General features: G+C 44.8%; 9 protein-coding genes. 6 read left to right on the plus strand and 3 right to left on the minus strand.

The features are described 5' to 3' along the window. The first annotated feature begins 673 nt into the window (after positions 1–673). The 3 genes from ACFPIB_RS14710 to ACFPIB_RS14720 all read left to right on the plus strand — a co-directional run bounded on the left by ACFPIB_RS14710 (position 674) and on the right by ACFPIB_RS14720 (position 5078). Positions 674–1243, plus strand: coding sequence for an RNA polymerase sigma factor (locus ACFPIB_RS14710; protein WP_378018224.1), 570 nt, complete (start codon positions 674–676; stop codon positions 1241–1243). Continuing rightward, positions 1233–2729, plus strand: coding sequence for a gliding motility-associated C-terminal domain-containing protein (locus ACFPIB_RS14715; protein WP_378018225.1), 1497 nt, complete (start codon positions 1233–1235; stop codon positions 2727–2729). Before ACFPIB_RS14710 ends, ACFPIB_RS14715 begins: the two co-directional genes overlap by 11 nt. A 132-nt stretch (positions 2730–2861) precedes the next feature. Then, positions 2862–5078 (plus strand): gliding motility-associated C-terminal domain-containing protein, encoded by a 2217-nt coding sequence (locus ACFPIB_RS14720; protein WP_378018226.1) that lies wholly within the window; start codon positions 2862–2864, stop codon positions 5076–5078. Between the two features lie 541 nt (positions 5079–5619). Here ACFPIB_RS14720 and ACFPIB_RS14725 read toward each other — a convergent pair. Then, positions 5620–6495: a DMT family transporter gene (locus tag ACFPIB_RS14725; RefSeq protein ID WP_378018227.1), complete on the minus strand. Its 876-nt coding sequence runs from the start codon at positions 6493–6495 to the stop codon at positions 5620–5622. Positions 6496–6765: 270 nt separating this feature from the next. Here ACFPIB_RS14725 and ACFPIB_RS14730 point away from each other — a divergent pair, with 270 nt between their 5' ends. From ACFPIB_RS14730 to ACFPIB_RS14740, 3 genes are all read left to right on the plus strand, one after another. Further along, entirely contained in the window at positions 6766–8034 is a 1269-nt protein-coding gene (locus tag ACFPIB_RS14730) for a replication-associated recombination protein A (RefSeq protein WP_378018228.1), read from the plus strand. A gap of 281 nt (positions 8035–8315) precedes the next feature. After that, positions 8316–10079: a signal peptide peptidase SppA gene (gene sppA, locus ACFPIB_RS14735; protein ID WP_378018229.1), complete on the plus strand. Its 1764-nt coding sequence runs from the start codon at positions 8316–8318 to the stop codon at positions 10077–10079. A 195-nt stretch (positions 10080–10274) separates the two neighbouring features. Continuing rightward, a complete protein-coding gene (locus tag ACFPIB_RS14740; RefSeq protein ID WP_378018230.1) occupies positions 10275–11105 on the plus strand; it encodes a purine-nucleoside phosphorylase in 831 nt (276 codons plus the stop codon). 522 nt (positions 11106–11627) lie between these two features. Here ACFPIB_RS14740 and ACFPIB_RS14745 read toward each other — a convergent pair. Then, complete coding sequence (locus tag ACFPIB_RS14745) at positions 11628–12446, minus strand: DUF4249 domain-containing protein (RefSeq protein ID WP_378018231.1); 819 nt, start codon at positions 12444–12446, stop codon at positions 11628–11630. Next, the gene (locus ACFPIB_RS14750) at positions 12446–14767 is read right to left on the minus strand and encodes a TonB-dependent receptor (protein WP_378018232.1); all 2322 of its coding nucleotides are present in this window, start codon (positions 14765–14767) and stop codon (positions 12446–12448) included. The genes ACFPIB_RS14745 and ACFPIB_RS14750 overlap by 1 nt, the downstream gene beginning before the upstream one ends. Positions 14768–14934 lie beyond the last annotated feature (167 nt).

Genomic DNA, 14934 nt, shown 5'->3' on the forward strand with positions numbered 1-14934 from the left:
CGGTTTTAAAGCTGCATTTTCACTTTAAGCACCAGCCTTTTTATAAATATATAAAAAATAAAATGTTTCGTTTTGATTTAATTTGATCGGAAATCTTAACTTTAAGAATTGGAATAAATTAAAGGCGATTCAGAATCAAGGTTGGTTTTTTAGGTTGAAACCTGCTTTTTAGCTCAACAAAATTGCACTGCAGTATTTTAAATATTCAGAAATAGGTTTGAAAAGGCTTGTTGCGTTGAGGGGTATAGTTTCCTTTTTTTCGGGCAAATGCTGCCGTAAACTTGTATCGTTAAACTTTGGCAAAGCGCACAAACCTGTTGAAAGGTAAATGTTTATTGGCGCCGCCCACCGTTTTCTGAAATTGAGTAGTAATGATTTGCATATATTCCTGGAAAAATCCCGCTGTTACAGCGGGATTTTTTTTTGCTAACCCGGCATTTAAAGCCCGGAATCCGGCAATTCAACTTTTTTTTATTAAATTTATAAAAAAAGTCTGAAGCCGCAGGCAACCCTTAACGCTTTCATTTCGACCTGTTTATGTTGTATTTCCCGGTAAAGATTGCCGGGTGTTGAACAGGGTTGAAAAAAAAAGTTGATTTTTTTTTCGGAGGCAGGCAACGGTTGCGAAACTTTATCCGACCTATATTTAGAACAGCTTAAAAACCCCATTCTGTTGAGCACCGCAGTAGACCTTTACGAGAAAGACCTGATTGATGGATGCATTCGCGGCGACATTAAAAGCCAGAAAATGCTCTACAAACAGTACTATGGTTTTTCGATGGCCATCTGCCTGCGTTATGCCGATAGCCGCGAGGAAGCTGCTGAAATTATGAACGACGGATTTATGAAAGTATTCACCAACCTGCAATCTTACCAGCAAGATAAAGCCTTCCGGGGCTGGCTGCGCAAGATCATGGTGCATACTGCCATAGATCACTACCGGAAAAACAGCAAGCATTACCATAGCCTCGATTTAGTTTACGCCGAAAGCGAAATGGGTTTTGAAGATGTTTTGGATACCATTTCCGCAGAAGAGATTCTGGCAATGGTGCAGTTACTTTCGCCTTCTTACCGTCTGGTTTTTAACCTGCACGTGATAGAAGGATATTCCCATCCGGAAATTGCCGAAAAACTGCAGATCACCGAAGGCGCCTCTAAATCGAATTTGTTTAAGGCCCGCATGAAATTACAAAAAATGATCACGCTTTCAGACAGAGAAAACCGCACCAGTTATGCAAGATAAAGACTTCGACCGGTTCATGCAGCAAGCATTCGAGAACCAGCCGGAACCGGAATACAACCCGGCCGACTGGGACAAGCTTGAAGACCGTTTGCACAACCTGAATGCTGCCCAGCCAAATGCGGCCGCCGCAACTTCTGCCGGCGCCAGCGTGGCTAAGCTCGGCTTTGTGGCTTCAGCTATTCTGGTTACTGCTGTAAACGTAGCGCTTTTCATGAAGCCGGAAGCTATTAAAAACGCTATCGGTTCTGAAGAAAAAGTAGTGGCTACCGCACAAATGCCGCAGGCTGAAACTGCTACTGCTACTGAAATTGCACCGGATAATACCCGCGCCGAAGTTGCCGAAGAGATTACTGCTGAAAATGAAGTTGCTGCCATTCCGCAAAATCAATACACTTCGGTAGAAGAAACGCTGCCAGTTGTAGTATCTGAAACTGAAGCAAATAAGGTAGCAGTAATTAAAACTGCCACTACAACAAATAAAACAACGAATAATAAGAAAACTGCTGTAAGAAATGCTGCAAAAGCAAACCATACAGCAACTGCCAATTGGGCCTGGCCAACAGTTGCCGCTAACCGGTCAGGCGCCAATATGGGCAACCAGGGTATGTCAGCTGGTCAACCGGTAGCAATTGCGCCACCTTGCAACCAGACTTTTAAACCTGAAATTGCTACCGTTTTAATCGGAAAAGATACTTTACAAGGTAACCGGTTCGTGCTTTCGAGCTGCCAGATGCTGGAAGCCCGGTTATTTACTAAAAGTAACGAAGCCGGTAAAATTAACCTGACCAGCAATGTAGCCAAAGCACTTCCGGGCGCGCAGCTTATTACAGAAGCCGGAACCAACGCCACATTATTACAATGGCAGCCAAGCCCGGACATGGCCCGTCAGGAACCTTATAATTTTACGGTTTGGGTTGCCGACGGAAGCTGCGCCAATGCTACTCCTCAGGCATATCATTTTGCGGTACAGGTTACCCCGGCTTTTACGGCTGCTTTCAATGGGCTTACCCGCATTAGCAAAGGGCAGGAAACTACCCTGGAAGTAAAAGGTGCACCGCTTGGCTCTACTTACCAATGGGTAACAGGCAATAAGATCGTTGCTGAAAATGAAACCGGCCGCCTGGTAACGGCTCCTGCTAAAACCACTACTTACCGGTTATTGGTTACTGCTCCAACCGGCTGCGTGTTTATCGATAGTCTGCGGGTAGAAGTAGCTCCTGGCGATATGCTCGCAACTGCTAAAGCTATTCCGAACATCTTTACTCCAAATAACGACGGCCTGAACGATTATTTTGAAGTGCAGTTGCCGGAAGAAGGACCATATGACCTCGAAGTTTTTGACCGCGACGGTAAAAAGGTTTTCTCTCAGAAGCAATACGATAATAGATGGAAAGCTGCAAAACTGGCATCCGGAACTTATTACTATATAATAACCACCCCGCGCGAAAATAAAACTTATAAAGGCTGGGTTGAAATTCTGCGCTGATTTTCTGAATAATGTTATAAGTTATTGATAATGAGTGTTTTGCCTTTATTAATTTATTTTAAATAAATTTTCGAAACTGTTTTATATAATTTAAAAAATTAATAATTTCACAACTTCAACAATTACTACACAATGAAAAAACTCCTACGATTAAGCAGTTTGCTGGTAACCGCGGTGTTACTTGCATTCTCCTCGCAAAAGAGCTACGCAACCCACATGCAAGGTGGAGATATGACGTATGCTTGTATCGCGCCAAACACTTTCGTTGTAACAATGAAGCTGTACAGCGACTGTTCTGGTGTTACCCCGCCTTCATCAGCTTCGCTGAACGCGAAATCTACGGGCTGTAACCCGGGCCGTAATATTCCGATGACCAAGATCGGTGCGACCAGAATTGGTGACCCATATTGCCCAAGCATTCCGAAGACCTGTGCTTCCAACCAGTTAGTAAACTATCAGGAAGTAGTTTTCAAAGCTACTGTTACTTTTTCTGCTGTTGAAGCACAATGCGCTGACTGGATCTTCAGCTGGAGCGAATGCTGCCGTCCGTCTACCGCTAACTTAAACGGTCAGGGTACCCTTTACCTGGAAGCTTACGTGAAATTATTCTCTCCGAACTTACCAAATGCAACTCCTGCTACTATTGTACACAACAACAGCTCTCCTGAATTCAACACCCTGAACATTCCAATTCCGTTCGTGTGCTACAACCAGGAAGTAAGATACAGTATGAACGCCCTTGAATTTGATGGTGACTCTTTATCTTATGAGTTAGATTCATCTATGGAAAGCGCGACCTTGCCAGCTACTTATAACCCGATCGGCGGCGGCGGCGGCGGCGGATTTATTATTAATCCGAACCCACAGGCTCCTTTCGATACAGTAAATAATCCGCAGGTTGCTATCTTCATGAATGGCACAACAAATTATTCACCAACTTATCCGCTTTCTTCCTTTAACGTAACCTGGACTCCAGGTCAGCAGGTTGTATTTGCCCAGCCATATTTCTTCCTCGATCCACAAACAGGTGAAATCGCTTTCCGTCCATCTGAGTATTATAAAAACACTGCTTCAAACTTGGGTAAAAACAAATACGCTGTAGTTGTTAAGATCAAAGAATGGCGCAAGGTGAACGACTCGATGGTAAACGTTGGTTACATCCGTCGCGATATCATGTTCATTATTGAAGACTGCGGTGGAAATACACCTCCAGGTACCAACCCACGTCCGGTTCCGCCAATTTTCGGTGCTAACTTAAACGATACTGTTTACCAGGTTCAGACTTGTACTTCTACTAAGATCACTGTTGATTTCCAGGACCAAAATCTTTCTGACAGTGTAACGGTATTCTTCAACCAGGGTGCTGGTTCTACAATTCCAAACGGCGGCTTCCAGGTATTCGATAACGGTACTTCTAAAGCAAGAGCGGTTATTACTATTACTCCGCTTCCATCTGATATTGGTAGAGTATTCCAGATCCCGGTTCGTTTAGAAGACAATTCTTGCCCGCTGAAAGGGGTTTCCAACGAAGTTATCAAGATCCAGGTTATTTCTAATAACCGCGTAGATATTCTCGATACTGTAAAAACTGTTTGTTTAGGCGAATCATTAGAGATTGAAGCTAACTTAATGCGTCCTGACTCAATTCTGGGTGGTTTAGCAGATTACAGATACCAGTGGGAATCAGCTCCAGGCTTAAATCCTGCCGAGCAGACCAATAAGAAAATTACTGTAACACCTACTCAGGATACCTGGTACAGAGTTACTGTTAGAAATGCTTCCCTGAACGGTTGCTTCGATTATGACTCGATCCTGGTTAGAGTAAATCCGATCCCGGTTATCAACGATATTAAAGTTGCTTACAGACCAAACAAGGAAAATAAACAACACATCGTTTACGGCCGTTCTGCACAGATCAACGTAAACCTTGCAAAAGTTGATACTGGCTTCACATATAGCTGGTCGCCTGGCAGAGACTTAAGCGATTCTACTATCCTGAACCCGATCGCTTCTCCGCTGAAAACTACTAAATACACCTTGACAGTTAAATCTGCAAATGGTGAGTGCGTTGCCAGCAAATCTGTAGATGTAATTGTTGGTCCGTTCTTCTTACCTAACGTAATTACTCCAAACGGCGATAAGCTGAACGATGTATTCGAATATGTAGGCATTCAGCCAAACACTTCCCTGAAGATCTTCAGCCGTTGGGGTGTGCTGATCAAAGAATACAGCAGCTACGATAACAGCTTCGGTGGCGAAGGCGTGAGCGATGGTACTTATTACTACATCATGCAAGAGCCAAATGGTGGTAAATCTTACAAAGGCTGGTTCGAAATTGTTCGCGACTAACTTTAAGAAATAACCCCCAATTAAAAAGCCCTCCGTATTTACGGAGGGCTTTTTTTGTTTTTAGCAGAAGTAAGAATGGTAGCTTTTCTAAGTTTAAAACAAACTTCAAGCGAAACTGCTCATGACTTTTTCAACCTTAAACCATAGCGTTTTTAGTTTAGATTTTTAAGCGTTAAGAAACATGGTGAGCATTGCTTAAAGGGAAAGTGTTCAGAAAAAGGTATTGCAAGCGCCTTTAAAGATTGATATTCAAGCTTTAGTTTTTAAGGGTAAAAGCATAGCGTTTTTTATTTCAGCGATAGGAATAGAAAGCTATGCAAACTGGAATTATGCTCATAGAAAGCAGCATTGGCTAGCCGAATAAGATTTGTGAATTTAATTTGAAGCTGTCTCATAAATACACCTGCCATCCTGTGCATAATTGAGCGCGGGAGAGCAAAAATTGCGAGCGTAGCTCTGAAGGACCTTGTCGGCGAATTGTTGAAAAGCCAGAAATAAGGTGACTACCTGCCTCTGTAAAGTTGTTTCGCAGTCGCGCAATTTACTTTCTGCTTACCAGGAAAACGCCGATGAAGATCAGGGAAGCATATAAACCTTTTTCAAGCGTGAAAATATCCTGACCCATAAAAACAGCAATAAGAATAGCGAGTACCGGTTGCAAGTAAATGTAAACGCCCAGCAAACTCGGATTTGCAAAACGCAACGCCCAGGCATTAAACAAATAGGTAAGAAACGTTACGGCCACCACCATAAAAATGATAGCCAGCCAGACCTGCCTCGGTAAATGTTGCCAGTCTGCGGCTAAAACCTGATCGTAACCAAAAGGTACTACAATTACGGCTCCAACTAAAAAAATGCGGCTTACTACCGTAATGGCTTTGTATTTTTGCATAAGCGGCGCTACCAGCACGAGGTAAATTCCGTAAGAAACTGCATTCAGTAAGATGTAAATATCACCGATCACGCTGCTGCCACTGGCTTCTTTTCCGCTGCCAGCAATAAGCAGCATAGCGCCGGCACCAGCAACAAAAATACCCAGAGAGCTCAGCCAGCGGATCGGAGTTTTTAAAAGCAGCGCCGACATCAGCAACACTATTACCGGCGTAATAACCATAATAAGCGAAGCATGAATAGGAGAGGTGAGGTTCAGTCCGCCGAAAAAGAAAAGCTGGTTTACTGCAATGCCCGCAATACCGCATAAAACAGAACGGATATTATCGGCGCGGCCGGTTATTTTTTCTTTCACCATAAACCGCGAAAGCAGGCCAAAAAATAAAGCTGCCGAAACTACTCTTATCACGATCAGGCCGAAGGGTTTTACAAATTCCGGCATTACGGTTTTGGCAATGCTGTAATTGGCAGCGTAAATTAGCGCTACGCTGAAAAGCGCCAGGTGTACTTTTATTTGCTGGTTCATGAGCTTCGGAAGAAAGGCCGCAAAGATAGGTTTTTAATGAGAGAATGATTGAATGAGAGAATTTGAGAATGTTTAATCAGGATTTGTGGAAATGGTAGAGACAAGGTATTGCCCTGTCTCTACGTTATTGTTTTTCATATTTCATGTTTCCGCATTCAAGCGTTCTCTAATTCAACCATTCACTCATTCATCATTATATTTATTCCGATATTTGTATTCCTGCAAAAAGGCTTAAAAACGGTATAGTTTTCAGGCCACAAACTCAAGCTTATGAATCAACCTAAAATACCATTAGCCGAACGCATGCGTCCGCACAACCTCGATCAGTTTGCCGGGCAGCAGCATTTGGTGGGCGAAAATGGCGTTTTGCGTCGCTATATCCAATCGGGCATGATTCCGAGTATAATTCTATGGGGACCACCGGGCGTGGGTAAAACTACCCTGGCCAACATCATTGCTTCCCAACTTAAACTGCCTTTTACCGCGCTCAGCGCTATAAATGCCGGCGTAAAAGATATCCGGGAAGTTATTGAAAAAGCCAAAAGCCGACCTGGAACCATTCTTTTCATCGACGAAATTCACCGTTTCAGCAAATCGCAGCAGGATGCGTTGCTGAACGCCGTGGAAAAAGGCATTGTAACCTTAATTGGCGCTACTACCGAGAATCCTTCGTTTGAAGTTATTTCCGCTTTGCTTTCGCGCAGCCAGGTATACGTGCTCAAGCATTTAACCAAAGAAGAACTGATCGCGCTGGTAGAGAATGCGCTGGCTACCGATGTATATCTGAAAAAGAAAAACGTGGTGGTGCAGGAATACGAAGCACTGCTCAATATTTCGGGAGGCGATGCGCGTAAATTGCTCAATCTGCTGGAAATTGTGGTAGAAGGTACCAATACGGAAGACGTAATTATTACAGATGAATGGGTGAAGCAGATCGCGCAGCAAAACGTGGTACTTTACGACAAAAGCGGCGAAATGCACTACGATATCATTTCGGCTTTTATAAAGTCCATTCGCGGCTCCGATCCCAATGCGGCCGTTTACTGGCTGGCCCGCATGATAGAAGGCGGCGAAGACGTAAAATTTATTGCCCGGCGTTTACTCATTTTAGCTTCCGAAGATATTGGCAACGCCAACCCAACCGCTATGGTCATGGCCAACGATTGTTTCCAGGCGGTTTCCGTAATTGGTTACCCCGAAAGCGATATTTTACTTTCGCAAACCACTATTTACCTCGCTTCATCGCCTAAAAGCAACGCCGCTTATATGGCAATCCGGAACGCCCAGCGCCTGGTGCGCGAACAAGGAAATTTACCGGTGCCCATGCATTTGCGCAACGCGCCATCCAAACTTATGAAAGAACAGGGTTACGGCCAGAACTACAAATATTCGCACGATTACGACGGCAATTTTGTGGTCCAGGAATTTCTGCCCGATGCCATAAAAAATACCGTTTTATTTGACCCCGGAAATAACCCGCGCGAAAACGAAATGCGTAAAAACCTGCGCAACATGTGGGGCGAAAAGTACGGGTATTAATGGTTAAGGATTAATGAATAATGATTAATATTGTTATTCGTTAATTTTTCAGGCCGAAATGTAACGTTTAGTACTAAAAGAAACCTTGGCGTAGCCCATAAACCAAAGCAATAAAGTTTTAAAAGCAAAATGCTATGGTTTCGGCCGCAAAAAGTCATGAACCTTGGTCTGTGGCGCACCGGCCAAAGCTGAAAACCAGAAACGCTATACTTTTAGCCCTGAAAAGTCATTAATTTCAGGTTATTAATCATTAAAAATTAATCATTAGTCATTAAATAAATATGTGGCAATTTTTTAAATACGTGCTTGCAACCATCGTCGGGCTGCTTTTATTCTTTTTCATCGGCTTCATTTTGCTTATTGGCATCGCTTCGGTAGCCAGTTCCGATAAAGAAGTTTCTATCGACGAAAATTCGGTGCTGGAACTGAAACTTGATAAACCGATCGCTGAACGCAATGCAAACGATCCTTTTACTGACCTGGGAATTCCGATGATCGGGGTGCGCAACGACCTGGGTTTGCAGGAAATTAAAGATGCGATCCGCAAGGCTAAAACCGACAAAAATATCAAAGGTATTTACCTGAACGTGAGTCGGGTGCAGGCGGGCATGGCCACACTCGAAGAGATCCGGAACGAGTTACTGAACTTCAAAAAGTCGGGCAAATTCATTGTTTCTTACAACGATCTGTGCTCCGAAAAATCGTATTACCTCAATTCCGTAGCCGATAAAATTTACCTAAACCCGGCCGGAACCCTGGAATTCAACGGATTAAGCTCGGAAGTAGTGTTTTTTAAAGGTATGCTCGAAAAACTTGATGTTCAGCCGTATATCTTTAAAGTAGGCGAATTTAAAAGTGCCGTAGAGCCGTTTTTCCTCGATAAAATGAGCGAACCAAGCCGTTTGCAAACCACCGCTTTCCTGAATTCCCTCAACAAGTTCTCGATCGAAAATATTGCAAAGTCCCGCAAACTTCCGGTAGAAAAAATAAAGGCCGTTTCCGATTCAATGCTGGTGCACAACGCTGACGATGCTTTAAAATACGGTCTGGTTACCAACCTGGGCTATTTTGATGAAGCGCTGGATTTCATGAAAAAGAAAACCGGCACAGAAGCTAAAAAAGAACTGAACCTGGTGAGCCTGAAAAAATACGAAAAAGTAAAAGGTGAAGATGAAGAATCCGGCCGCAACCGCATTGCCGTAATTTACGCTTCCGGCGACATTGTGGACGGCGACGGCGACGAAGACAACATTGGCGGCAATAAATACGCCGAAGCGATCCGGAAAGCCCGTTTAGACGATAAAGTGAAAGCTGTGGTGCTGCGCATTAATTCTGGTGGCGGCAGCGCCCTGGCCAGCGATGTAATGTGGCGCGAAGTGATGCTCACCAAAAAAGTGAAACCGATCATTGCTTCAATGGGCGATGTAGCAGCTTCCGGCGGTTATTACATGGCGATGGCCTGCGATACCATTGTGGCGCACCCAAACACCATTACCGGCAGCATCGGCGTTTTTGGGGTGTTGGCTAACTTCGAAGATTTCCTGAGAAATAAACTTGGCGTAACCGTAGACCGCGTTAAAACCGGCAAATTCTCCGATGTGCCAACCGTAACCCGCGACATGACCGATTACGAAAAACAAACCATTCAGCACGAAGTAGAACGCATTTATGCCGATTTTACCACCAAAGCAGCGCAAGGCCGGAACATGCCGGTTGCTGAGTTACAGAAAATAGCTTCCGGCCGCGTTTGGTCAGGCACAGAAGCAAAAGAATGCGGTTTAGTTGATGTTTTTGGTGGTCTGGACGATGCCGTAAGACTTGCTGCCACCGCTGCGAAACTGAAAGAAGGCGAGTACCGTGTACGCCGTTTGCCAGCTCAGAAAGGTTTTATGGAGCAGCTCATGAGCGGGTTCCAGGATCAGGCCCGCACGTCTATGCTTGAAACTGAACTAGGCGAAAACTACCGCTATCTGCAAATGATTCAGAAACTGAAAACCCTGAACGGGATCCAGGCGCGTATGCCGTTCGAAATGCAGATTCAGTAAACAAAACGGTAGCCTTTTCAGCATAAAAACCCGAAACCAATTTTAAAAACGGTAGGGAAAAAGCTTCCAAAACTCCTCCCAAAAATAAAAACCTCACAGGAAAAGAAACCTGTGAGGTTTGTTTGTTATAAAAGCGATAAAAAAACATTTAAATTTTGGAGCAAGGTTTTACCTTCGCATAAAAAGAGAGATACAATGCAGCAATATTTTGAAACAGTAGCTTATTTGCAGGACAGAGCCGGAAATTTTGTGCCGGAATTTGGTATTATTTTAGGAACCGGACTCGGCGCTTTGGTAAACGATCTGGTTATTTACGATGCCATTCCTTACGATGAAATTCCTTATTTCCCGGTTTCTACGGTAGAAAGTCATTCCGGAAAACTGATCTTAGGCGCACTTTCGGGTCGTAATGTAATTGTAATGCAGGGCCGTTTCCATTACTACGAAGGCTACACCATGGAACAGGTAGTTTACCCGGTGCGCATCATGAAAATGCTGGGCATTCAGAAATTATTCGTTTCTAACGCAGCCGGCGGCCTGAACCCGGAATATAATACTTCCGACCTGATGGTAATTACCGATCATATCAATCTGCAGCCCACCAACCCGCTCATTGGCAAAAATATGGACGACCTCGGCCCGCGTTTTCCGGACATGAGCGAACCATTTGATGAAGAAATGATCAATCTGGCAAAGGTTATTGGAAAGGAAGAAGAAATTGATCTGCAGTATGGCGTGTACGTAAGCGTGCCCGGCCCGATGCTCGAAACCAAAGCCGAATACCGTTATTTAAGCCTGATCGGCGCCGATGCCGTGGGCATGAGCACCGTGCCGGAAATTATTGCGGCCCGCCACATGGGCTTGCCTTGCTTTGCCGTTTCCGTAATTACCGATATGTGCGTGCCCGGAAAAATTAAAAAAGTAATTCTGCTCGATATTCTGGAAGCTGCTGCCAAAGCCGAGCCCCGCATGACATTGCTGATAAAATCCCTCATCGAACGCCAGCCAAAAACAATCAGCGAATAGGAATTTAAACATCGAAAAAACAGAAAGCCCGAAATAAAACTTGTTTCGGGCTTTCTGTTTTTTCGCAGCGTTAACACACTTTCCCTTTAAAGAAAGGATTTAACCACCCCTGCCCCTCCTTGAAAAGGAGGGGCAGGGGTGGTTAAATCCTTTGCACAATATCGCCAGCGCAGCGTCGCTTGAAAACCAAGTCATTTGAAAAACTAAACTAAAAGAAGCTGACTACGGAGGGAAATGATACCAGTTTCTGTGAGAGCGGCCTCCAAGCTTACCGGTGGCTTTAGCCAGCCTGGAAGGGCAGGTAAGATTGCAGCCGCGAACGCAGAAACGCTGCCCGCCCGGCAGAAGAGGGCGTAAGCTAACTATAGAAGCTAAAAGTTATGAGTTAAGGATTAAAAGTTGGCTATAAAAACGGTATCCTTTTCAAGTGAAAAACTCCATAGCAAACTTTACTACCAACTCGAAGAGATCTCTCCTATCGTCGAGATGACGAAAAAAAACGCTATGCTTTAACACAAAAACTCATTTCAAAACCACCCTCTTCCTATCAAAAGAAAGCGTTGTAAAAACCCCAATCCCGCCCTGAACCGTAGATTTCAAAGCAATAGGCTGCGCAAACGGGTTGCCGTTCGCATCCTGCGCATCATCCATCGTATTCAGAAATTCATAATACTGCGGCTCCAGGTGGTATAACGTTACAAAAACGGTGTCGTCTGGTGAGAAGCGGTAAGAAGTGCCAAAAGCATATTTCTGACCATTATAAAGCCGGTCGTTGCTATAAAAATCGTGCGTGCGTTTCTGGTCCGAAAGACTGTCCTGGTGCACGGTGAAGCGGTAAAAATCTGCCTCGCTGCCATTATCAGTAAATTTAGCCAGTAAAGAAATGGAGCGTTCTTCGTTACTGGTCCATTCTATAGAATCTAACGGAACAACCGGAAGAAATCTGGTAAAACCGGTAACCCGCCGCCCACGCGAATCAAAAACTTCCAGAGAATACGTTTCCCCTGGATTTCCCTGCACCACGGTTTCTGAAAAATGCGTGTAAATTTTGCGCACCTCGCGGTCGTAACCTGGTTTAAATTGCAGCGTGTCGGCTTTGCCGTTGTGCGTAATAATTACGGTAGCATCGGGCACTAAAATAGGTTCCGGCCGGCCGAAATAACTGGTACTTTCCGTAATGGTGGCGCGGTAAGGTTTTCCCGGTTCCAGGTAGCATTCCACGGTTATCTGGCTTTCAAATTCCGGCAGGTTCAGGTCAATTTCCTTATCCATATCACAGCCTGAAAACGCCACAGAAAACGCTATCAAAATGAAGGTAAAAAGTCGGTTCAGGCGCAGCATCAGAATTTAAAATTATAAGTTACAGACGGAATGATCGGGAACAGCGAAACCTGTTTCGCCCGGAAACCCAGAATTCTGGTTTCTTCGCCGTTTTCAATGGCTTCGATGTAAATAAAATACGGATTCTTGCGGTTATAAACGTTGTAAATGCTGAACGTAAGGTCCGATTCGCCGCGTTTTGGTTTCAGTTTATAAACCATGCCCAAGTCTAAGCGGTGGTAAGCCACCATGCGGTAATTATTCCGTTCCTGCGGATAAAGCGGCACGTATTGCGGATCGGCGTAAGCAATATCCTGGAAAACGGTTTTACCCAGCGGCACCGAATACGAACTACCCGTGCCATAAACCCAGCTGCTGGTCAGGTTTATGCGTTTGTTGAGCTGGTGCAGAACCACAAACGTAATGTCGTGGCGGCGATCGAAACGGGTAGGGAAAATTTTGCCCTGGTTAATATCGGGGAATTTGCGGTTGGTCCAGGAAAGTGTGTAGCCCAGCCAGCCGGTAGTTTTACCGGTTTTCTTCTCGAAATAAAATTCGCTGCCGTAGCTGTAGCCTTTACCAAAAATAAATTCCTGGTCCAGGTTCGGGTTCACAAAAAGCTGCGCGCCGTCGCGGAAATCGATCTGGCGGTTCATCCATTTGTAATAAATTTCGTTGCTGAATAAAAATCTGTCCTGCCCGAAAAGTTTGGTTACACCCACCGCTACCTGGTTGGAAAGCTGCGATTTCACAATATTGTTAGAGGGGTACCACACATCGGTTGGCAAGCTCGCGCCCGAATTGGTAACCAGATGCACATATTGCACCATGCGTGTATAACTGCCTTTCAGACTAAGCGATTCGGTAAGGTTATAGCGGGCTGAAAACCGTGGTTCCAGGCCAAAGAATACGCTGGTATCTTTTGCAAAACCCGAAAGCCGCACGCCATAATTCAACGCCAGACGGCTGTTAACATTAAAATCATCGGAAATATAAACCCCGAATTCTGTGCCCGTATGCGCCACTTCCGAATTGAAAGAAACCGTACCATCGGAAGTTCCGCCGCTCAAACGCCCAACGCCAAAATCATGATGGGTAACAGCCGCGCCAAATCTAAGGGTATGCGCACTGTCCAGCAAAATATCGGAATCGTTGCGCAGGTTATAATCGCGGATGCTGGAGCCTAAATTGAAACTGCGGTTGGCAACTTTATTGGTAATGGAGTACTGATAGTCGGAAACTGAAACGGTGGTATTGGTGAAGAATTTCGGCGAAAACTGGTGATTCCAGCGCAAGGCGCCAACTTTATTGCCCCACTTAAAATCGAAATTAAAACCCGAAGGGCTCTGAAACCCGAAAACATCGTTGCCGAAATAACCCGTAAAGAAGAGCTTGTCTTTTTCCCCGATCTCGAAATTAGCTTTGCCGTTAAAATCGTAGAAATAATAATCCGGGATCGGGTCGAAATCTTTTTTACCTTCGTTTATTGCGTTGTATTTACGCGTGAAAACATCGAAATAAGTGCGGCGCCCGGAAAGCAAAAATGATGATCGGTTTTTCTGGATCGGGCCTTCCACGGTAACCCGCGAAGCGATCAGGCCGATTCCGCCACTGGTAACGTAATGCTGCTGATTGCCTTCGCGCATTTTAATATCTACCACGCTCGAAAGCCGGCCGCCGTATTGCGCCGGAAATCCGCCTTTGTAAAGGTCCACGCTATGCACTGCATCGGGGTTAAAAATGCTGAAAAAGCCAAACAAATGCGAGGCATTGTAAACTGTTGCGCCATCCACTAAAAACAGGTTCTGATCGGCCCCGCCGCCGCGCACGTACAGGCCGCTGGTACCTTCGCCGCCACTTTGCACGCCGGGTTTTAATTGCAGCACTTTTATCAGGTCTACTTCGCCAAATAAAGCCGGTAAAAGTTTTGCTTCGCGGGTGGTAAGATTCTCAACACTCATTTGCGTGGTGCGCAGTTTTTCGTTCAGGCTACCAGCTTCAATTACCACTTCCTGCAACTGGCTTTCGGAGGTTGGCAACGCAATGTTCAGTTTCAGATCTTTATCAACCGTAATTTCGCGGGTAATAGTTTGGTAGCCTAAATATGAAAATTGAATGGTGTACGAGCCAGCCGGAACCGAAAAAGCATAATTGCCCTGAAGATCTGTGGTAGCGCCTTTGTTCAATGCTGCGATCATGGCAGTAGCTCCGATCAGTGGTTCTTTCGTAGATGCATCGCGCAACGTACCACTTAAAGTATATAATGTTTGTGCCGGCGCAGAAGACCAGAAAAGCAGCAAAATCAGGCCGCAGAAGTAAAATTGTAAGCGTTTAAAAGCCATGAAATAAAGGCATGTGCCTTTTTTATTTTTTGAAACCCGACCCCACATTGCGGCGCTTTCTTTGAGCAAACGAAGGAAAGCCCGGCTTATTTTAAACTCCGAATCTGGCTTTTAGGTTTAGGTTTTTCCGTTTTGCTTTTCAGATATAGCAGACTTTAAATATACAG

This window comes from Adhaeribacter terreus (genome assembly GCF_042657365.1).
In the GTDB taxonomy this organism is placed as follows: domain Bacteria; phylum Bacteroidota; class Bacteroidia; order Cytophagales; family Hymenobacteraceae; genus Adhaeribacter_A; species Adhaeribacter_A terreus.

Excerpts from the sequence above, each read along its gene's own strand:
- ACFPIB_RS14740 (WP_378018230.1), top strand. The coding sequence starts at position 10,275 with ATGCAGCAATATTTTGAAACAGTAGCTTATTTGCAGGACAGAGCCGGA.
- ACFPIB_RS14720 (WP_378018226.1), top strand. The coding sequence starts at position 2,862 with ATGAAAAAACTCCTACGATTAAGCAGTTTGCTGGTAACCGCGGTGTTA.
- ACFPIB_RS14715 (WP_378018225.1), top strand. The coding sequence starts at position 1,233 with ATGCAAGATAAAGACTTCGACCGGTTCATGCAGCAAGCATTCGAGAAC.
- ACFPIB_RS14730 (WP_378018228.1), top strand. The coding sequence starts at position 6,766 with ATGAATCAACCTAAAATACCATTAGCCGAACGCATGCGTCCGCACAAC.
- ACFPIB_RS14750 (WP_378018232.1), bottom strand. The coding sequence starts at position 14,767 with ATGGCTTTTAAACGCTTACAATTTTACTTCTGCGGCCTGATTTTGCTG.
- ACFPIB_RS14725 (WP_378018227.1), bottom strand. The coding sequence starts at position 6,495 with ATGAACCAGCAAATAAAAGTACACCTGGCGCTTTTCAGCGTAGCGCTA.
- ACFPIB_RS14745 (WP_378018231.1), bottom strand. The coding sequence starts at position 12,446 with ATGCTGCGCCTGAACCGACTTTTTACCTTCATTTTGATAGCGTTTTCT.
- sppA (WP_378018229.1), top strand. The coding sequence starts at position 8,316 with ATGTGGCAATTTTTTAAATACGTGCTTGCAACCATCGTCGGGCTGCTT.